The 19,442-nt window shown below is 65.3% G+C and carries 19 protein-coding genes; 6 read left to right on the forward strand and 13 right to left on the reverse strand.

Going from position 1 to position 19,442, the window contains the following annotated elements; all coding sequences use genetic code 11:
- The first annotated feature begins 371 nt into the window (after positions 1–371).
- Positions 372–1,076 (forward strand): FadR/GntR family transcriptional regulator, encoded by a 705-nt coding sequence (locus tag AC1DN0_RS08360; RefSeq protein WP_276288008.1) that lies wholly within the window; start codon positions 372–374, stop codon positions 1,074–1,076.
- Positions 1,077–1,167: 91 nt separating this feature from the next.
- Here AC1DN0_RS08360 and AC1DN0_RS08365 read toward each other — a convergent pair whose 3' ends face one another.
- A complete protein-coding gene (locus AC1DN0_RS08365) occupies positions 1,168–1,662 on the reverse strand; it encodes a hypothetical protein (RefSeq protein ID WP_441631745.1) in 495 nt (164 codons plus the stop codon).
- A gap of 175 nt (positions 1,663–1,837) precedes the next feature.
- Positions 1,838–2,734 (reverse strand): LysR family transcriptional regulator, encoded by an 897-nt coding sequence (locus AC1DN0_RS08370; protein ID WP_441631743.1) that lies wholly within the window; start codon positions 2,732–2,734, stop codon positions 1,838–1,840.
- A 117-nt stretch (positions 2,735–2,851) separates the two neighbouring features.
- Between AC1DN0_RS08370 and AC1DN0_RS08375 the strand changes: the two genes are divergently transcribed.
- From AC1DN0_RS08375 to pcaD, 4 genes are all read left to right on the forward strand, one after another.
- A complete protein-coding gene (locus AC1DN0_RS08375; protein ID WP_035871862.1) occupies positions 2,852–3,973 on the forward strand; it encodes a muconate/chloromuconate family cycloisomerase in 1,122 nt (373 codons plus the stop codon).
- Between the two features lie 50 nt (positions 3,974–4,023).
- Positions 4,024–4,302, forward strand: a complete 279-nt coding sequence (gene catC / locus AC1DN0_RS08380) for a muconolactone Delta-isomerase (protein ID WP_035871859.1) — start codon at positions 4,024–4,026, stop codon at positions 4,300–4,302.
- Positions 4,303–4,375: 73 nt separating this feature from the next.
- Positions 4,376–5,359, forward strand: coding sequence for a tripartite tricarboxylate transporter substrate binding protein (locus tag AC1DN0_RS08385; protein ID WP_441631740.1), 984 nt, complete (start codon positions 4,376–4,378; stop codon positions 5,357–5,359).
- Between the two features lie 7 nt (positions 5,360–5,366).
- Entirely contained in the window at positions 5,367–6,170 is an 804-nt protein-coding gene (gene pcaD, locus AC1DN0_RS08390; RefSeq protein WP_441631738.1) for a 3-oxoadipate enol-lactonase, read from the forward strand.
- Between the two features lie 56 nt (positions 6,171–6,226).
- Here pcaD and AC1DN0_RS08395 read toward each other — a convergent pair whose 3' ends face one another.
- The 4 genes from AC1DN0_RS08395 to AC1DN0_RS08410 all read right to left on the reverse strand — a co-directional run bounded on the left by AC1DN0_RS08395 (position 6,227) and on the right by AC1DN0_RS08410 (position 9,539).
- Positions 6,227–7,063: a DUF3047 domain-containing protein gene (locus tag AC1DN0_RS08395; protein ID WP_441631736.1), complete on the reverse strand. Its 837-nt coding sequence runs from the start codon at positions 7,061–7,063 to the stop codon at positions 6,227–6,229.
- 105 nt (positions 7,064–7,168) lie between these two features.
- On the reverse strand, positions 7,169–7,750 hold the full coding sequence (locus AC1DN0_RS08400; RefSeq protein ID WP_441631734.1) for a hypothetical protein: 582 nt from the start codon (positions 7,748–7,750) through the stop codon (positions 7,169–7,171).
- A 69-nt stretch (positions 7,751–7,819) separates the two neighbouring features.
- Complete coding sequence (locus AC1DN0_RS08405) at positions 7,820–8,725, reverse strand: SDR family oxidoreductase (RefSeq protein ID WP_441631732.1); 906 nt, start codon at positions 8,723–8,725, stop codon at positions 7,820–7,822.
- Positions 8,726–8,783: 58 nt separating this feature from the next.
- Positions 8,784–9,539 (reverse strand): SDR family oxidoreductase, encoded by a 756-nt coding sequence (locus AC1DN0_RS08410; RefSeq protein ID WP_441631730.1) that lies wholly within the window; start codon positions 9,537–9,539, stop codon positions 8,784–8,786.
- 149 nt (positions 9,540–9,688) lie between these two features.
- Here AC1DN0_RS08410 and AC1DN0_RS08415 point away from each other — a divergent pair, with 149 nt between their 5' ends.
- Entirely contained in the window at positions 9,689–10,591 is a 903-nt protein-coding gene (locus AC1DN0_RS08415; RefSeq protein WP_441631728.1) for a LysR family transcriptional regulator, read from the forward strand.
- A 54-nt stretch (positions 10,592–10,645) separates the two neighbouring features.
- Here AC1DN0_RS08415 and AC1DN0_RS08420 read toward each other — a convergent pair whose 3' ends face one another.
- From AC1DN0_RS08420 to AC1DN0_RS08450, 7 genes are all read right to left on the reverse strand, one after another.
- Positions 10,646–10,819, reverse strand: a complete 174-nt coding sequence (locus AC1DN0_RS08420; RefSeq protein ID WP_441631726.1) for a hypothetical protein — start codon at positions 10,817–10,819, stop codon at positions 10,646–10,648.
- A 60-nt stretch (positions 10,820–10,879) separates the two neighbouring features.
- Positions 10,880–13,975, reverse strand: a complete 3,096-nt coding sequence (locus AC1DN0_RS08425; protein ID WP_441631724.1) for an efflux RND transporter permease subunit — start codon at positions 13,973–13,975, stop codon at positions 10,880–10,882.
- 1 nt (position 13,976) lies between these two features.
- The gene (locus tag AC1DN0_RS08430) at positions 13,977–15,134 is read right to left on the reverse strand and encodes an efflux RND transporter periplasmic adaptor subunit (RefSeq protein WP_441631722.1); all 1,158 of its coding nucleotides are present in this window, start codon (positions 15,132–15,134) and stop codon (positions 13,977–13,979) included.
- 22 nt (positions 15,135–15,156) lie between these two features.
- On the reverse strand, positions 15,157–16,434 hold the full coding sequence (locus tag AC1DN0_RS08435) for a TolC family protein (RefSeq protein ID WP_477145650.1): 1,278 nt from the start codon (positions 16,432–16,434) through the stop codon (positions 15,157–15,159).
- A gap of 293 nt (positions 16,435–16,727) precedes the next feature.
- Positions 16,728–17,438 carry a DUF746 domain-containing protein gene (locus AC1DN0_RS08440; protein ID WP_477103471.1) on the reverse strand — a complete coding sequence of 237 codons (711 nt, stop codon included), beginning with the start codon at positions 17,436–17,438 and terminating at the stop codon, positions 16,728–16,730.
- A gap of 524 nt (positions 17,439–17,962) precedes the next feature.
- Positions 17,963–18,688: a hypothetical protein gene (locus AC1DN0_RS08445; protein ID WP_441631716.1), complete on the reverse strand. Its 726-nt coding sequence runs from the start codon at positions 18,686–18,688 to the stop codon at positions 17,963–17,965.
- Positions 18,689–18,728: 40 nt separating this feature from the next.
- Complete coding sequence (locus AC1DN0_RS08450) at positions 18,729–19,115, reverse strand: hypothetical protein (RefSeq protein ID WP_477111121.1); 387 nt, start codon at positions 19,113–19,115, stop codon at positions 18,729–18,731.
- Between the last annotated feature and the right edge of the window lie 327 nt (positions 19,116–19,442).

The following is a 19,442-nucleotide window of genomic DNA, read 5'->3' on the forward strand; positions in this document are numbered from 1 at the left end:
CATAGTGGTCTGACCTGTGTGTAAAGTGGTCTGACAGGTTTACTATAGGGAGATGGACGACAGCCGTCAACGGCGACATGCCCGCCATGAGGGTTTCTACTGAGGACCGGATCGGACGGCTATCCACGCATCGGAGCGTGGGTCATCTTCCCTTGCAGGGATTGGCTTTCTGGCACATAGCAGGCGCTGCTACGGTCTGGTGCTGGTGCATTTCGCACGTTCCAGACGAGTTGAGTCGTGCTACATTGACCTGTAAGACCAATTCAAGATCGAGCGCCAGCCAGATGCCGGCTGGCGCCAGGGAGCCAGTAGTGAACAAGACCATGCCCGGTGCCGCGGCGCCGCCGTCCACCCAGCGCCCGGAGGGAACCATGTTCCATCCCGAGCCAAAACACCTGCCGGACGAGATCGCAAGGCGGCTGATCCAGGCGATCCAGACCGGCGAGTTCGCCGTGGGCGACCGCCTGCCCAGCGAGCGCGTGCTATGCGAGCAGTTTTCGGTCAGCCGCGCGGTGGTCCGCGAAGCGCTGTCGCAGCTCAAGTCGGAGGGTCTGGTTGCACCCAAGGCGGGCAGCGGCGTGTTCGTGACCGAGCGCAGCCAGCGGCAGGCGTTTCGCATGCAGGATGTGGCCATCGACGAGAAAGACTCGCTGGCGATGGTGATGGAACTGCTGGTGACGATTGAAGTGGCGGCCACCAGGTTCGCGGCCATGCGCCGCACGCCGGAAGATCTCAAGCGGATCCGGCGGGCGCTGATCGGCATGGAGTACGAGATCGCCAACGACCGGCTGGGGGACGAAGAGGACTTCGCCTTTCACCAGGCCATTGTGGAGGCCACCCACAACCCGCATTTCCAGGCGCTGAGCGAACACCTGGAGCATGGCGCGCGGCGCGTGATCCGGCAGGCGAGGAGCAATACCAAGAGCCATCACGCGGACATGGTCGAGGCCGTGCAGGACGAGCACAAGACCATCTACGACGCGATCGCGGCGGGCGATCCGGAGCGGGCGGCGGAGGCGGCTGAAACCCACCTGCGCAACGCGGCCAAGCGGCTGAACATGTACCTGAAGGGCTGATTCCGCGGCGGACCGATCACGCTTGCGCCGCGCTGCCCAGCCCTTCCGTCTTTACGTCTTTACGTCCTTAAGTTCTTAAGTCCTTAAGTCCTTACTCAAGCCCGGCCAACCCCGGCTGGAAATGCTGGACCAGGCGCTCGCCGTTGCCGAGCAGCACGCTGACTTCCACCCCCGAGGCCATATCGTGGCAGGCTGAGCGGCTGGTGCCGGAGAGCGACAAGCTGCGGCCTTGCGGGCATACGCTCGCCGAACGTACCTGGCCCTCGGTATCGACCGAGACGGCGCCATAGCCGGCCCCCATCGACAGGCCCGAGGCCTGGCGCCAGGTCCATGCGGACGGCGCGAGGCTGGCGGTGATGTCGGTGCCGTCGCATTGCAGCACCGCGGCGGTGGCCGTGACGCGGGTGGCGCCGGGCGTCAGCGGCGTATCCGCGTAGCGGAGCTGGAGGCGCAAGGCACCGGTTTGTGGCTGGCCGGGGGCGCTGCCCGGCGAGGTGCCCGGCTCGCGCGCGGTGAGCGCTACCTCACATTGCGTGCCGCCCCAGGCTTTGCGCAGCGTGTCGCCGCAGGCTTGAAGGAGAGCCATGAACAGGCCGCCCGGCCGTGGCCCGGCGGCATGGCCCGATAGTGACCCTGATTGCATCGGTGGCACGATTTCCCCGTCTCTTTTTTTGTGCGTGCACTGTACAAACCGATCGCGCGGCCCGCATCACCCGTTTGTGGGGTGCCGGACGTTATTCATCTCGCCGCCGGGGCGGAAATCAGTCCCGTGGCGGCGTGCGCGCCAGCTCGCCCACCCGTTTCACCACTTCGGCCAGCAGTGCCGAGCGGTCGTCGCTGCGATAGCTCATCATCACCGGGGACGTAAAGCCGGGTGCATCAATCGGCATGTAGGCCACGTCGTCGCGATGCAGGCGCTGCACGGATGCCGGCACCAGGCAGATCCCGAGCCCGGCGGCCACGAGGCCGATGGCGGTCTGTAGTTCGTTGGCCTCCTGGGCCACGCGCGGTTGCAGGCCCTGGGTGCGGAACAGCGCCAGCACATGATCGGCGTAACTGGGYCGGGGCCGCGCCGGATAGAGCACGAAGGGGTGCGCCGCCAGTTGCGCCGGCGTCATGGGCGGACCCTTCAGCGCGGCGTGGCCGCTGGGCACGGCGGCCATCAGCGGCTCGGCCATCACCACCGTGCGGGTAATGGCCGGGTCGTCCAGCACGATGCGGCCAAAGCCGATATCGATGCGGCCGGCCTTGAGCGCTTCCATCTGCTGCACCGTGGTCAGCTCGGACAGGCCGACCTCAAGCGCGGTGTCGGAGCCGCGCACCTGGCGGATCAGCTCCGGCAGGAAACCGTACAGCACCGACGGCACGAACCCGATGCCGAACCAGCGCTTCTCGTTGCGGCCGATGCGCCGCGTGCCTTCCACGATCTCGTCGATACGCTGGTTCAACTGCAGCGACTGCTCCAGCAGGAAGCGTCCGGCCTCGGTCAGCCGCACGGCGCGCGCGGTGCGGTCCAGCAGCACCGTGCCGATTTCGTCCTCCAGCTGGCGGATCTGGCGCGACAGCGGCGGCTGGGCGATATGCAGGCGTTCGGCGGCGCGGGTGAAGTTGAGTTCGGCCGCGACAGCCTGGAAATAGCGCAGGTGACGAAGCTCCATGGCGCCTGCCCCTCCATACTTTAAAGGTATTGATCGGGACATACTCGGTCTTGGACACCCTGAATGTCAAGCCACATACTGCATCCCAGCGTATTCCATACTTGGCAGACATACAGCATGAAAGCAACCGTCACCTCCGTCGAAGCCATCCTGGTCGACCTGCCCACCATCCGGGCGCACCAGCTCGCCATGACCACCATGCAGCGCCAGACCCTGGTGATCGTGCGGCTGCGCTGCAGCGATGGCGTCGAGGGCATTGGCGAAGCCACCACCATCGGCGGCCTGAGCTACGGCGACGAAAGCCCCGAGGGCATCAAGCTGACCATCGATACCTATCTGGCGCCCGCGCTGGCCGGCCTCGATGCGTCCAATATCCACGCGGCCATGCAGCGCCTGGCCGCGGTGGCGCGCGGCAACCGCTTTGCCAAGTCGGCGCTGGAGTCCGCGCTGCTCGACGCGCAGGGCAAGCGCCTGGGCCTGCCGCTGTCCGAACTGCTGGGCGGCGCGGTGCGGCCGAACCTGGCCTGCCTGTGGACCCTGGCCAGCGGCGATACCGGCCGCGACATCGAAGAGGCCGAGTCGCTGCTCGAGGCCCGCCGCCACAACACCTTCAAGCTCAAGATCGGCCGCCGCTCCGTACGCGACGACGTGGCCCACGTGTCGGCCATCAAGCGCGCGCTGGGCGACCGCGCCCGCGTTACGGTGGATGTCAACCAGGCCTGGAACGAGGCCGACGCCGCCACCGGCATCGCCATGCTGGAAGCCGCCGGCATCGACCTGGTCGAGCAGCCGGTGCCGCGCGAGCAGCGCGGCGCGCTGGCCCGGCTGGCGGCGCGCTTCGTCGTGCCGGTGATGGCCGACGAGTCCGTGTGCGGCCCCGAGGACGCGATGGAACTGGCGCGCATCGCCGGCGCGGACGTGTTCGCGCTGAAGATCTCCAAGTCGGGCGGCATCTTCGAGATGCTGCGCACCGCGGCGGTTGGCGACGCCGCCGGCATCGCGCTGTATGGCGGCACCATGCTGGAGGGCAGCGTGGGCACCATCGCCGCCGCCCACGGTTTTTCCACGCTGCCGCGGCTGGCCTGGGGCACCGAGCTGTTCGGCCCGCTGCTGCTCAAGGATGATGTGGTGACGGCGCGTCCCGAGTACCGCGACTTTGCCTTGCACCTGCCGGTGGGGCCGGGGCTGGGCCTGACGCTGGACGAGGATAAGCTGGCGCATTACCGCCGTGCCGCCTGAGGCGCACCTGCCGCCACCCATGAGCAAACACAGACCCAAGGAATAAAAGCATGCTGTTTCTGGTGAGAATGGACGTAAGGATTCCGGCCGACATGCCTGCCACGCAGGCAGACGAGATCAAGGCGCGCGAGAAGGCGTACTCGCAGGACCTGCAGCGCCAGGGCAAATGGCCGCATATCTGGCGTGTGGTGGGCGAGTACGCCAACTACAGCATCTTCGATGCCGAGTCCAACGACGAGCTGCACACGATGTTGTCCGGCCTGCCGCTGTTCCCGTACATGGAGATCCATGTCACGCCGCTGGCGCGGCACCCGTCGTCGATCAAGTAATCAAGAAATAACGCCGCGGCCCGCGATGGCCGCGGTCCAACTCCAACTCCGAAACCAACTGGAGGAGACTTTGATGCGCTTGCCTTTCCTGCGCGCCTGGGCCGCCTGCGCCTGCGCGCTGGCCACCCTGGCCGTGCTGCCGTCCGCACACGCCGACGCCTATCCCGATCACCCCATCCGCTGGGTCGTGCCATTCCCCGCCGGCGGCGCCATGGACAATATCGCCCGCACGCTGGGCGAGGAAATGTCGAAGTCGATGGGCCAGGCCATCGTGGTGGAAAACCGCCCCGGCGCAGGCGGCAATATCGGCGCCGAGCTGGTGGCGCGCTCGCCCGCGGATGGCTACACGCTGATCATCGTGGCCAACGGCATGGCGGTGAACCCCGCCCTGTACGGCCGGCTGAACTATGACCCGGTGAAGGACTTCGCGCCGGTGTCGCTGCTGGCGGTGGTGCCCAATGTACTGGTCACCAGCAAGGCCAAGAAGCTGCCCGCCACGGTCCCCGACCTGATCGCCGCCGCGCGCGCCACGCCGGACAAGTACACCTATGCCTCGGCCGGCAACGGCACCTCGATCCATCTCGCCGGCGAGTTGTTTACCTCGCTGACCGGGGTCAAGATGCTGCATGTGCCTTACAAGGGCAGCGGCCCGGCCATGACGGACCTGCTGGGCGGCCAGGTCGACTACATGTTCGACAGCATCACCTCGGCCAAGCCGCATATCGATTCCGGCAAGCTCACGCCGATCGCCGTGACCACCGCCAAGCGCTCGTCGACGCTGCCGAACGTGCCGACCCTGGCCGAAGCCGGCGTGAAGGGCTATGACCTGTCGCCGTGGTTCGCCGCCTTCGTGCCGGCCAAGACGCCGCCCGCCGTGGTCGCGCGGCTGAACCAGGCCATGGTGGACGCGCTGGCCAAGCCGTCGGTGCGTACCCGCCTGGCCGGCATCGGCGCCGAGCCGATCGGCAGCACGCCCGCGCAACTGGGCAAGCACCTCGCCGCTGAAACCGACAAATGGGGCAAGCTGATCCGCGAACGCGGCATCCGCGCAGACTGAGATCGTCATGACCACCGCATTCAACCAGGGCATCGCGCTGCACTACCAGATCGAGGGGGCGCCGGACGCGCCCGTTCTGGTCATGTCCAACTCGCTCGGCACCGACCTGCAGATGTGGGCGCCGCAGATGGACAGCCTGTTGTCCCGCTTCCGCGTGCTGCGCTACGACACGCGCGGCCACGGCGGCTCCGGCCTGCCGGCCCCGGCCGGGCCGTTCGGGTTTGCCGAACTCGGGCGGGACGTGCTGGCGATCATGGATCACGCCGGCATCGGACGCGCCCACTTTTGCGGGCTGTCGATGGGCGGCATGACCGGCATGTGGCTGGCGGCCAGCCACCCGGAGCGCTTCGGGCGCTTCGTGTTGGCCAACACCGCCGCCCTGATCGGGCCGGCCAGCGGCTGGGACACCCGCATCCAGACGGTACGCGCCCAGGGCATGGCCGCCATCGTCGACGCCGTGCTGGCACGCTGGTTCAGCGCCGGCTGGCTGGCCGGCAACGCAGAGCGCATCGCCCCGGTGCGGCAGATGTTGCTGGATGCGTCGCCCGAAGGCTATACGGCCAACTGTGCCGCCGTGCGCGATGCCGACCTGCGCCCGCTGCTATCGCGCATCGCCAGCCCGGTGCTGGTGATCGCCGGCACGCACGACCTGGCGACCACGCCGACGCAAGGCCGCGAGGTAGCCGCGGGGATCGCCGGTGCGCGCTATGTGGAGCTGGACGGGGCCCATTTGTCCAACTGGGAGCAGCCGCGGGAATTTGCCGAGGCGGTGTGTGGGTTCCTGGGAGCCGGAGTTGTAACCGGCTTCTGACAACTCGATGCGCGGACGAGGCCAGGGCGGTATTGCCCCACCGCGCCTCGCCCCCGCTACTTCGCCGGCCCGAACCGAATATCCCCATACCAGGCGCGCGCACTCGCCCTGGTGTTGTCCGTATCGGTGAGCAATCCATAGGCGGCCACCTTGCCCGGCTTCTCGTGGAAGGCATGCTCGAAGTCCTGCGCCACGTTGCGGCTCAGCGCCAGCCACTTGCCGGTGCCGTCGGCGCTGCCCGAGACCACGATCATCTTGACCCGCGAGGTGTGGGGATTGTCGATGACCGAGCCGACCGGCGCGGTATTGGACCAGACGTACATCAGCGTGGCATAGGGCAGTTCCTCGCCCGCCAGCGTCTTGGCAAGCTGGATGGCGGCACGGTCGCCCAGCGGCAGCTTGCTCTTGTCTCCTTCGAACATGAATACCAGCCGCGCAGGCGCGTCCTCTTTCGATGCGACGCTGTTGTCGGCATCGTCGATCGGCCGGTCTATTTTCCAGCGCCAGGTCAGCTGCGGTGTTTCTGCCAGGTCGACGTTGCCCTTGTGCATCAGCGCSGAGGCGGAGGCGGCGGCATCGGCCTGCAGCACCGTGGCGCTGTCGTCTGTTACGAGGCTGTAACGGGTCAGCGTCTTGCCATGCGCGACCGGCAGGTTCTTCCAGCCGGCCGGTAACGGGCCGCCGGGCGTGCCGGCGGAAAAGGCGGCGCCGGGAGCCGTGGGTGCCGCTGGCGCGGATGTGGCAGATGCGGCGGATACCTGCGCCCGGGCGGGGGGCGCGGCAGGCACCAGCAACAAGCCGCACGCCAGCAGGCCAGCCCGCATGCGCGCGCCGGGCAATGCCTGGCCTGCCGACGCAGCGGGGAATGGCTTCGAAGCCAGATGGAAGTTCATGATGGATTGCCCGGTGGTTGCCGTCATTGTTCTTATTGTTTTCATTGTAGGCAGGGGCCGGGGCATTTGCGCGTGCCGCGTGTGGCGCAACGCGGGATTGGCAGGCTAGGGCGGGGCTTGCGGACGCCGTCCTTCCCGGCTGCCCGCCGTGCTCGCCGGCATGCTCCCGAAGATTTCGCCGTAGTAGCGGTAGCCGGCGTCCATCTGCTTGCCGAAGGCAAAGCCCTGGGCCAGCATCGCGTCGAAATCCGCCCGCGCGACCTGCATCACATAGCTATGTTCGTGCGCGACCAGGCGGCAGGTGCCGGAGGCCTGGCGCGCGCTGAACCACTTGCCGGGGTCGGCATGGCCGGACGGGTAGGCCTGGCCGCCGTGTTCGAGCTGCCAGCCGCCGTCCAGCAGCACCCAGACGTCGGCGGCGCTGTCGCCTGCGTCCGCGCACTGCGTGATCACGGTGCCGGGTTCCGCCTCCCACTCGCGTGAATGGTCGATGGTCCAGCGCAGTTGCGCGGTTGTCAGGCTGGTGAAGAACGGCGTCTTCCGCAGCAGGTAGAGATAGGTCTTCGACGCTTTCATGGGTTTGCCCCGGGTGATAGCGGCATCGCCTTGCCTGGCCGGGTGGGCTTCGCAGGATGCGAGCAGAGCCGGCAGCAGCGCGGCGAATGCGAGTGGGATCCATCGTTTCATCGCCGTTCCTGACGGTGAGCCCGGGCCGGGGTACGGCCCGGGCCGGCTTTTCGGTTGGCAGGGAATGGTTCAGCGGCAGACCGTGGCTTGCAGCAAGTCCTGCATGCCGATCCGCTTCGCAAACTCGGTCCGCACGCGCTCGGAGACTTCCAGCACTTCCCGCGCGCCATCACCGACAAAATCGATCACCGAACGCATCGGGCGCGTGCCGGCAGCCAGGCCCACGATCCGCACGATGTCATCGGCCACGGCCTTCGGGTCGGCGTCGTCGGGAGTGAGTGCGCTCAGGCGTTCGCCAATCTGGTCCATCACGCCGTCATAGCGGCTATAGGCGGCGGCCGTGGCCAAATCGGCGGGCTTGCCCGCGCTGGGGAAGTGCGCGGTGCCGCGGGTGAACGCGCCCGGCACCACGATCGAGGTCTCGATGCCAAAGCGCGCGATCTCATAGGCCAGCGTGACGGCCAGCGAATCCATGGCTGCCTTGGCCGCGCCGTAAGGCCCCATGAACGGGGGGAAGCCGCCCTTGGTCGTGGTGCTGCTGATCCACAGCATCAGCCCGGCTTCCTGCTTGCGCATATAGGGCAGGGCGGCGCGATTCACGCGCTGCGCGCCGAACAGGTTGGTGTCGAACACGCGCATCATTTCCTCGGGCGTGAAGGCCTCGGCGGGCCCGACCACCAGGTGCCCCGCATTCTGCATCACGACATCGATGCGCCCTTGTTCCCGGACGATCGCCGCGGCTGCGGCGTCGGCGGATTCCTGTGACAACACGTCGAGTTCGAGCGGATGCAACTGGATGTTCCCGGACTTGGCGAGCGCGCGCAGTTCGTCCGCACGGCCGCGGTTGCGGCCCTTCACATCGCGCATGGTCGCGTAGACGATATGGCCCGCTTCAGCCAGTGCCTGCGCGCTCAGCTTGCCGATGCCTGTGCCGGCGCCGGTGACGAGGATGACTTGTTGATTGGCGTTTTGCATGATGTTCCCCTTGCGTTGTGTCTGCTTGTGTCTGATGGCTCAGCGCGACGGATCGGATTCAGGCGACGCCGCCGTTGGCGCGCAGGATCTGGCCGTTGACCCAGCCGGCGTCGGGGCCGGCGAGGAAGGCCACCACGGAAGCGATGTCCTCCGGCTGGCCCAGGCGCTGCAGCGGGGGCATCCTGGCGAACGCCTGGATCTGCTCGTCGGTCTTGCCGTCGAGGAACAGCGAGGTGGCGATCGGGCCGGGAGCCACCGCGTTCACCGTGATGCCGCGGCCGCGCAATTCCTTGGCGAACACATGCGTGAACGATTCGACGGCGGCCTTGGTGGCGTTGTAGACGGCGTAGCCAGGCATGTTCAGCGCCAGCGTGGTGCTGGAGAAGTTGACGATGCGCCCGCCGTCGTTGAGCCGCGCGGCGGCTTCGCGCAAGGTGTTGAAGGTGCCGCGCACATTGATGTCGAAGGTCAGGTCGTAGAGCGCGTCGCTGGTGTCGGCCAGCGGCACGGTCTTGAGCACGCCGGCGTTGTTCACCAGCACGTCGACCTTGCCCAGTTGCTGCTCGGTGATCTCGAACATGCGGCGCACATCGTCGGCCCTGGACACATCGGCCTGTACCGCGATGGCGGTTGCGCCTGCCGCCTTCAACTCGGCCACGAGGGCCTCGGCCTGCGCCGCGCCGGCCGCATAGTTGACCGCGACCGCGAAGCCGTCCCGGGCGAGACGCTGGGTAATGGCTGCGCCAATGCCGCGGGAAGCGCCGGTCACGATGGCGACTTTGGTAATGCTGTCGGTGCTGTTGGTGTTGCTCATGATCGTTTCCTTTCGGGGGGGGGGAAACGAATCATGGATCATTCGGCTGGATAGATAATTAGCCGTAACTTGATATCATTGCTCCATTTGGTTTAACAATGGGGCGAGCCGGGTTGCCTGTCGGCCACGTGATCACCCGGAGAAGTGCAATGGACCGATTCCAGGAAATGCAGGCCTTCGTGCGCATCGCCGAGCGCCAGAGCTTTACCCAGGCCTCCGAGGACCTGCGGATCCCGCGCGCCACCATCACCAACCTGATCAAGCGCATGGAGCAGCGGCTCGGTGCGCGGCTACTGGAGCGCACCACGCGCACGGTACGGCTGACCCACGATGGCGAGGCGCATTACCGCCGCTGCGTGCGCCTGATAGCCGACCTGGAAGAAGCGGAAGGCTCGTTCAGGAATGCCGCGCCCAAAGGCCTCCTGCGCGTGAACCTGCAAGGAACGCTCGCGCGCCATTTCGTCGTGCCTGCGCTGCCGGATTTCCTGGCGCAATATCCCGACCTGGAAGTCCACATCGGCGAGGACGACCGCCTGGTCGACCTGGTGCGCGAAGGGGTCGATTGCGTGCTGCGTGCAGGGAACCTGCAGGATTCGTCGATGGTCGGCCGGCGTGTCGCCCTATTGGAGCAGGTCACCGTGGCCAGCCCGGCCTACCTCGCGAAGCATGGCGAGCCGAAGGGCCTGGACGCGTTGTCGGCGCATCGCGCGGTCAACTACGTCTCCAGCGGGACAGGCAAGGCAGTGCCGATGGAGTTCACCGTGGACGGCCGCGTGACGGCGATCCAACTGGCGGCCACCGTCTCGGTCACCGGTGCCGACCTCTACACCGGCGCCTCGGTGGCCGGGCTCGGGCTGGTCCAGGTGCCGCGCTATCGCGTGGCAGCCGAACTGAAGGACGGCCGCCTGCAGGTCGTGCTGGCGGACCTGCCGCCGCCGCCGATGCCGGTCTCGGTGCTGTATTCGCAAAATCGCCAGCTCTCGTCGCGCGTGCGGGTCTTTGCGCAATGGTTGCGCGAAGTGTTCGAGGTGGCGGGGACTGGGGGAAGGTAACCCGGGCCTGATTCCCGTCGGAGTGCCGGTCGGCGCCTAAAGCGCGGAAGCCGGCTATTTCCGCGCGTTGGATGGCAGCACCGAGTTCCGGTTAGCCTGCTTGGCGGACTGCGCCGACGATGGCTTGCTACCTGCCGACGCCTTTTGCGGCGCGGCGCCGGCTACCCCGACACCGGTGCAAAGCAGGACGGCCAGCAGCGTCGCCGGTGCCTTCTTTCGCATGCTCATGATCGACTCCCGTTGCGTGGCCGGCCCGCCCGTGCGTACCAGCCACTGGTTGGTTCAGGTTCAAACGCCTTCAGCCGGCGTCAGCGAGGCCGAATCGGGGCCACCCTTGTGCGCGCGATGGCGGTTCACCCACGAGAACACCACCGGCAATACCAGCAGCGTGAGCAGGGTGGTGGTCACCATGCCGCCGACGATCACCAGGGCCAGCGGACGTTGCGCTTCCGAGCCGATGCCGTGCGACAGCGCCGCTGGCAGCAGGCCCAGACCCGCCAGCATGGCCGTCATCACCACCGGCCGCAGGCGCAGCGCGGCGCCCTCGACCACGGCTTCATGCAAATCCTCGGACTGCGCCAGCCGGTTGACGTAGGAGATCAGGATCACCCCGTCCTGGATCGCTATGCCGAACAGCGACAGGAAGCCGATACCCGCCGAGATTGATAGCGTCTCTCCGGCGATATGCAGCGACAGCAGGCCGCCGATGGCCGCGAACGGCACGTTCAGCACCACCATCAGCGCATCCTTGAAGTTGCCGAAGGTGCTGTACAGCAGGAGGAAGATCACCAGGATGGTCAGCGGCACGATCACCGCCAGCTTCTTCTGCGCGATCTTCATCTGGTTGAACTGGCCGTCCCAGAAGATGCTGTAGCCCGCCGGCAGCGTCACCGCCTTGCCGACCTTGTCCTGTGCCTCGGCCACCGCGCTGCCCAGGTCGCGCCCGCGCACGCCGAACTTGATGGCGATATAGCGCTTGCCGGTTTCACGGTAGACGAAGAACGGACCATCCGTGGCTTCCACCTTGGCCACCATCGACAGCGGAATGCGCTGCCCGTCAGGCGTATCCACCAGCAGGCGCCCGATCACGTCCGGATTGTTGCGCGCCTGGTCGTTGAGCCGCACCGACAGCCCGAAGGTCTTCTCGCCTTCCAGGATGTTGGTTACCGCATCGCCGCCGATCGCGAACTGCACGGCGGACTGGATGTCGCTGACGTTCATGCCGAAGCGCGCACTCTTCTCGCGGTCGACCGTGATGTTCAGCGTGGGCTGGCCCAGCTCCTTGAAGATGCCGACGTCGGCCAGCCCCGGCACTTTCCTGAGGATCGATTCGACTTCCTTGGCCTTGTTCTGCAGCATCACCAGGTCGGAACCGTAGATCTTCACCGAGTTCTCGCCCTTGACCCCGGACAGCGCCTCGTTCACGTTGTCCTGGATGTACTGCGAGAAGTTGTACTCGATGCCCGGGATGCGATCCAGGTGCTTGGACAGCCTTTCCACCACCTGTTGCTTGGTGGCGCCCTTGGGCCAGTCGGCCGGGGGCTTGAAGTAGAGCGCGTATTCCTGGTTGAACACGCCAGTGGAATCGGTGCCATCGTCGGGGCGCCCGATCTGTACCGACACGGTTTTCACCTCGGGCTGCTCGCGGAAGAAGCCGCGCAGGTCGCGCGCGATGGATGCCGAGTAGTCGAGATCAACGGTGTTGGGCAGCGTGATGCGCAGCCACAGGTTGTTTTCCTCCAGCGTGGGCAGGAACTCGGTGCCGAGATAGCGCGAACTGTACAGCGTGCCGGCCAGGCCGATAAAGGCGGCCAGGAACACCAGGCCGGGCTTTTTCAGCAGCTTGCGCAGCAGGGGTTTGTAGCCGCGCAGGATCACCGCGATAAATTTCGGCGAGTGCGGCCGCAGCGAACCGCGGAACACGAAGGATGTCACCGCCGGCACGAAGGTCAACGCGAGCACGATCGACGCCAGCAGCGCGAAGCCCATGGTGAAGGCCATCGGCTTGAAGATGATGCCCTCCACCCCGCCCATGAAGAACAAGGGCGAGTAGGCCACGATAATGATGCCGGTGGAGAAGATCATGGCGCGCTGGACTTCGCTGGTGGCCCTGATGATGCCATCCTCGACATTGGTCTCGCCTTCCTCCAGGTGGCGCATGATGTTCTCCATCACGATCACCGCGGCATCCACGATCAGCCCGAAGTCGATTGCCCCTAGGGAGATCAGGTTGGCCGGTACCTTGAAGTGGTCCATATTGATGAAGGACACGCACAAGGCCAGCGGGATCACCGCCGCCACCACCGCCGCTGCGCGGAAGCTGCCGAGGAAGATGAACAGCACGATCAGCACCAGCGAGATGCCGACGAACAGCGCGTGCTCGACGGTCCCCATGGTGATGTCGAGCAGGTTCTGCCGGTCGTAGAAGGTCTTGACCTGGACGTTCTTCGGCAGCACGTTCTGGTTGATCTCGGCGATCTTGTCGCGCACCCGCGCCAGCACCTCGGTGGCGTTCTCGTCGCGCTTCATCAGCACGATGCCTTCGACGATATCGTCATGGTGGTCGAACTGCACCATGCCCAGGCGCGGCGTGTTGCCCACCCCGACCTGGGCGATATCGCGCACGCGCACCGGCACGCCATTGGACACAGAGACGGTGACGTTGCGGATATCGTCGAGCGTTTGCAGCAGGCCCACGCCACGCACCACGAACTGCTGCTCGCCGGACTTCATCAGGCCGCCGCCGGTGTTGGCGTTGGCGCTGGACACCGCATCCACCACCTGCTTGAGCGAGAGCCCGTAGGCCTGCAGCTTCTCGGGCGTCGGCACGATCTGGTACTGCTTGACCATACCGCCGAAGGCGGTGATGTCGGCCACACCGGAAACGTGCTTGATCTCCTTGTAGACGCTGTAGTCCTGGTAGGTCTTCAGCGTGGTCACGTCAACGCCATTGGCCTCGATCCGGTAGCGCAGGATTTCGCCGGTGGCGTCGCCGTCCGGCGACAGGTTGGGTTGCACGCCGGGTGGCAGACTGGCCTGCGACAGGTAGGTGACGAAGTTCTGGCGCGCCTTGAAGTTGTCCACGCCCTCCTTGAACTTGACGGTCACCACCGACAGCCCGAACAGCGAGACCGAGCGGAAGGACTGCACGTCGGGCACGCTGGCCAGCGCGTTCTCCACGGGGATCGTGATTTGCTGCTCGACCTCGACCGTGCTGCGGCCGGGCCACTGCGTAATGGCCTGCACCGTGACCGGCGCCACGCCGGGATACGCTTGCAGCGGCAGCCGCAGGAAGCTCAGCACGCCGGCTGCCAGCAGGCCAAGGGCCAGGAAGACGATAACCAGGCGCCGCTTGAGGATGCTTTTGATGGGCGAGAAGACCATCTCAGGCCTCCTGCTTGAGCAGCAGTTCGTTGAGCAGCATGCCGCCCTGCGTCACCACGCGCACGGTCGCGCCCGCCGGCACGCCGTCGGTGACCAGGAAGGTGCCGTCGCTGCGCGGTGTGCCCTGCACGGCCACGCGCTCGATATGCCTGTCGTCAGGCTGGAGCATCAGGTAGAGCTTGCCCTGGTCCTTGACGATGGCCGATTGCGGCACCACCAGCGCTTGCGCACTGCCGGTGACGATGCGCGCAGTGGCATACATCTCGGGTTTGAGCGTGCCGTCCGGGTTGGGCACATCGCAGCGCACCTGCAGCGTATGGGTGTCGGCGTCGACATTGGGCGCGATAAAGCTGACGCGCCCGCGGTAGTGCCGTCCGGGATAGGCCGGGGTTTCAATCTCGATGGCCTGGCCCAGGCGTACGTTCTTGATATCGTTCTCGTAGAGATTGCCGGTGAACCAGATCGAGCGCGTGTCGATGATGCTCATCAGCGAATCACCGACATTGAGATAGGAGCCCGGGTCCATGTCGCGCTTGACGATGGTGCCGCCGATCGGCGCGCGCACGGTCAAGGTGTCGGAAGCCGTGCCGCGCTCGCGGATGCGGGCGATGTCCTCGGTGGTCGCGCCCAGTACGCGCAGCTTGTTCTCGGACGACTGCATGGTTAGCTTGGCGTCATCCACCAGTTCCTTCAGGTCGCTGTTGCTCAGGGTGTGATAGGCGTTGTGCGAAAGCAGGAATTCATTCTGCGCGGCGATGTACTCGGGCGAGTACAGCTCGGCGAGCGGTTGGCCGGCATGGACCACGGCACCCTCGAAGACCAGGATGCGTTCCACGCGGCCGGCCACGCGCGCGGACGCCAGCTTGGCCTGCTGCACGTTGTACGCGAGCTTGCCGGGCGTGGGTGTGTCGACCGGGACAGTTTGCATGCTGAACACCGCGGATTTGACCGTTTTCGGATCGAAGCCGCCTTCGGGCAGGGCCAGCGAGGAGGGGACGCGGCGTGGCGTGGCGGTCTCAGCGTTGGTATAGGGCGCAGCGGCCAGGGCTGGCACGGTGGCTGGTACCGCCTGCAGTGACTGGGCCCAGTACTTGCCACCCCAGATGCCGCCGGCGAGGACCACAATGAAGCCGGCGCCAATTATCAGATTCTTGTTCATAGGTTCAAGGCCTTCGCGGCCATCAGAATTTGTCCCGGCCCACCGCGGCGGCGAGCGTGTAGTAAGCCTGGCGCGCCTCGGACTCGGCCTGCGTCACCGCGAGTTCCGCATTCTTGAGCGCGGAGCTGGCAGTGAGCAGGTCGGTGAAGTTGGCATTGTTGTTGGCGTAGTTGGTGAAGGCCATCTTGTAGGCTGTCAGGGCCTCAGGCAGTTGCCGCTGGCGCAGGAACTCGGCCTGGTTCACCGACTGGCGCAGGTTGTTGTGCGCGGTATCCACGGCCAGCAGCGTCTGCTGGCGTACCGACTGTTCGTTGGCGTCGGACGCCACCTTGTTGGCTACGGCTTCATCCACGCCGTATTTTTCCTTGGTAAAGAAGAACAGCGGGATGATGACGTCGAACTCGATGCCGTAGCTGGCCGGCTGGAAGCCCAGTGGCGGGTTGTTGCCGTTGAAGGTGGCGATGATCTGGAAATCCGGCAGGTAGGCTTTGCGGGCCAGGCGCACGCCTTTTTCGGCGGCTTCCACCTGGAAGCGCGATGCGCGGATATTGGGATGCTCGCGCAGCGCCATGTCCTCCAGTTCGGGCAAGGGCGTGGGCGGCAGGCGCGCCGCGCTGGCATCCGTGCGCAATTCGAGCGGGAACTCGGGACTCTTGCCGATCAGTGTGTTGATGGTCTTGAGCGCGTTGTCATACTGGCGCTCCAGGCCAAAGGTATCGTTCTGCGCGCTGCTTTGTGCTACCTGGGCGTTCAGGTAGTCGACATAGCCCGCCGCATTGTTGGCGTAGCGGATGCGCGCCACCTGCTTGACCTGCTCCAGCCGCTTGAGGTTGAGGCGCAGCACATCGAGCTGCGCTTTCTGCGCCAGCGCCTGGAAGTAAGTCGTGCTCAGCTGTGCGTAGAGCTGCAGGTACAGCGCGTCGCGCTGCGCGTCGATGGACTCCGCCTGCGTGTTGGCGATATCGGCCGCCAGCGCCTTCTTGCCCGGAAACGGGAAGGACTGCGTGAGCGTATAGCTGAAGTTCTGGGCTTGCGCCAGCGCCAGCGGGCTGTTCTTGGGCAGGGCGCCCCAGATGAAGCCCACCTGCGGATTGTTGGGCGCGGCGATCTGCGGCACCGTGGCCTTGGCCGCCATATAGAGCGAGCGCGCCTGGATCAGTTGCGGGTTGCTCGCGCGCAGCTCTTCCGAGAGCTCCCACAGGGAGAAGCCCGGCCCGACCAGGCCCTTGATTGCAAATAGCTTTCGGAAATTTAGGTAATTACCCGTATCCTTTTCTTGAAATTTGCAAAGCCAATTCAAACTTGGTTTGAGGAATGGCTATTGAGATTTCCTGGAGCGATGTCCCATGCAAAGGCCGTGTAGCGCGCAAGGGCGCGCGACACCATGCCGGAAACGGCAAGATATAGGTGGATTGCGTGACGGAACCTTACGCGAAACGCTACCTGTTCAGCGTGCGATGGAAATGGTTGTCCGTGTTTTTATGTGATGAAAATTAAATATAAATAGATCTTATATTTCACATCACCAGGTAGACTGGGTTGATATCCGCGCGAGTAAATATACGGGCTTTCCTTGGGGCGGATTGCTCCATGCTAGTGCGCGGTCTGCTCGCAGAGGGCGCATACCCGTATCAACAAAGGCGCGTTCTCCATTTCGGCGAGCGCCTCGCTATCGTCGGATGCGATGGAGCACCTGCATCCGCGCGTCGCGGGCGCGGTTTCGCCGCGGGCGATTGCCGGCATGACCGCGTAGCGCACGCCGAGCTGCACGCGACGCTCCCACTCGCCTTGCGGATCCAGTTCCAGCAGCCACAGGCGCGTCTGGACCGACCAATGCCTGACGGTCTCGCTTTTGATCGCCAGCCGGCGCGCCGCTTCGGCGACCGACACCTGTTGCGAGGCCAGCTGAAAGAACGCCTCCGCTTTGTCCTCCAGCCTGAGCCGCGCCATGGGCGTGCCTGTCAGCCGGGTGAAGCGCTGGCGGCAGCCTCCACAATGGAAGAAGGGCAGGCTGCCATCATCGGTGCCGTCGTAGACCGTCTTGTGCCCGCCGCAACGCGGGCAATGCGGCGGCACGTGGCTCGCGCTATGCAACGTGCGCCATGCGGACAGCAGGTATGCGGCCAGCCCGGCATCACCGGTGTCTGCAGCTCCGCTCGCGCGGACATGGATCAACGTGGTGGCCCGCCGCAACTCATCCGCAAAGGGGCGCAGGGGCCGCTGGGGTGGCACGCGGCCGGCCCGGCCCGCTGCCGGGATATCCCGCTCGGGCGGCGTTGGCTGTTGCTGTTGCGATCTGCTCATAGCGTAGACGCGAACCGCACCGGTCCCGGAAGGGGGCCGGGACTGGTGCGCCGCCTGCTCCGATGCGCGGCAGCGCAGTGGGCGCTACCAGCTGATTCAAGGATGCCCGCACCCCGCGGCATCGGGTCGTGCAGCGGTGGTGCATTGTTGGGGGCGTCGTGGCTTCCCAGGGCTCTTAATCCCGTGGCCCCCGGTCGGGGAGCGATGGAATAGCGCAGATTCTAGGTGGAATGCCTGCCGCCCCTCTACTGTGATTGATCACAGTAGAGGGGCGGCAGGGCCTCGTGAAGGTTTCGAGAAAATGAACCTAACCTATTGATTTGTAAAAATAATGTGGTTCTTTGGTGAGATGGGCCGTGCAAGTCCGGCTTATGGTCCCCAAAGCGGGTGACATGGCTAGTCCGGTATGGCGAAAGCGCTCTCAGGACCGAATCATCGATCGATATCCGCAACTCTCCAGCTTTGAGCTTGCGCGACGCCGTCTGCACGTTGCGGCGTTTCCACGTGTGTCCGGGAGCGCGCTTTTAGTTTGATGCGTGTTGCAGGCGCACGACTTCTGGTTCTGCAGGGGTGTCAAAGCCCTGATTCAGCGCGGGCTTGATCGTGCGTGGCTCCAGCGTGATCTGCTGCAGGGGTGCGATTTGGATGGCTTGCATAGCCAGTGTGGCGAACGCGCGCCTGAATTGCCCGATATCCCGCTGCGACTCATCGGAAAGCCGGATGGCGAGCGTCCCCATTGCGAGTCCCGTTATGGCCTGATCAAGGATTGGTGCTCCTGGCCCGGATGGCTGCTGATCCTTGTTCTTCCTGTCCACATTCTCGATGTCCAGGAAGCCGAGGTATTGCACCTTGCCCGGCATCGCAGTAAAGGGAGCGGATACACCAAAGCGCATTGACCCAAAACCCGGCGCGGTGGTTCGTTCGGTAAGGCCAGACAACCACGTCATTTCGTTATCCCCGGCCTTCACTTTGGCCGCAATCAGGAACGTCTGATTCTCTGGTGGGCCGATGGCCGTTGTAGCGGCTTCGGTGGCCGTTCCCGATTTGGAAAACATCAGTGGGGATCGTTCAAATGTGATTCCGAAGAGCTTGATGGGGTACTTTGGTTCGCGTGTATTACTCACGCGCGCAGCGACTAACACCAGTGTTTCGTCGGAATTCAATTCCAGCGGGGCCTTCCGCGAGAGATCGAGCGGAGCGCAACCAACGAGCGCCCAGGCACTCAGGGTCACCAGCATTTTCTTTAGCATCTCAGTTCCTTGTTCTCATTCTTCCGGTACCAGTTCCGCATCAGCGCGGCCGTGTGTCACCGACCGTTTGAATAGGCGCTTTCGCTTTGACGATCGGTGTTTCCAGGACACGGAAGGCGTCAAACAGCGCGCGGTATTTGCCGCCCGGGTTGGTAATCAGTTCGGTGTGGTGCCCTTGCTCGACCAGTTGCCCGTTACCCAGCACCAGGATGCGATCCGCCAGCCGCAGCGTGGAGAGCCGGTGCGCAACGATGAACACGGTGCGACCGGCACAGATCTTCTCCGGGTTGTCGTGAATGACTCGCTCGGATTCGTAGCCGAGGCTGGCGGTCGCCTCATCGAGCAGGAGCAGGCGCGGATTGGTGGCCAGCGCCCTGGCAATGGCTGCGGGCGCGCTGGCCGCCCGAGAGCAGACTGCCGCGTACACCGACGACAGTGTTGTAGCCCTGCGGGTTGAAGAGTCCGCCAGGGAGCATCCAAAGAAATCAGCGATGACTTTGGATGGCGGCAGCGTATCAAGCCCGTACCCAGCTTCGTTTGGGAAATTTCGGAATCTGTTGCGGATTCATCCGGTATTGCTTCTGGTGTGCCCGTCTCGCGATCGGGTTCTTGCCAGTTCCGATTGCGCAAACGGTGGCACGATCCTCGTCGATGGTTCCGGATGCGGACTCCTGCGGCGCGCCGGCATTCAGCGTGGAACGATGGCGGAAGTGGCTCGGGCAGCGGCCGGGCCGGGGCTGCCCGGCTGGCCGGA

The organism is Cupriavidus sp. 05N39 (assembly GCF_056397325.1).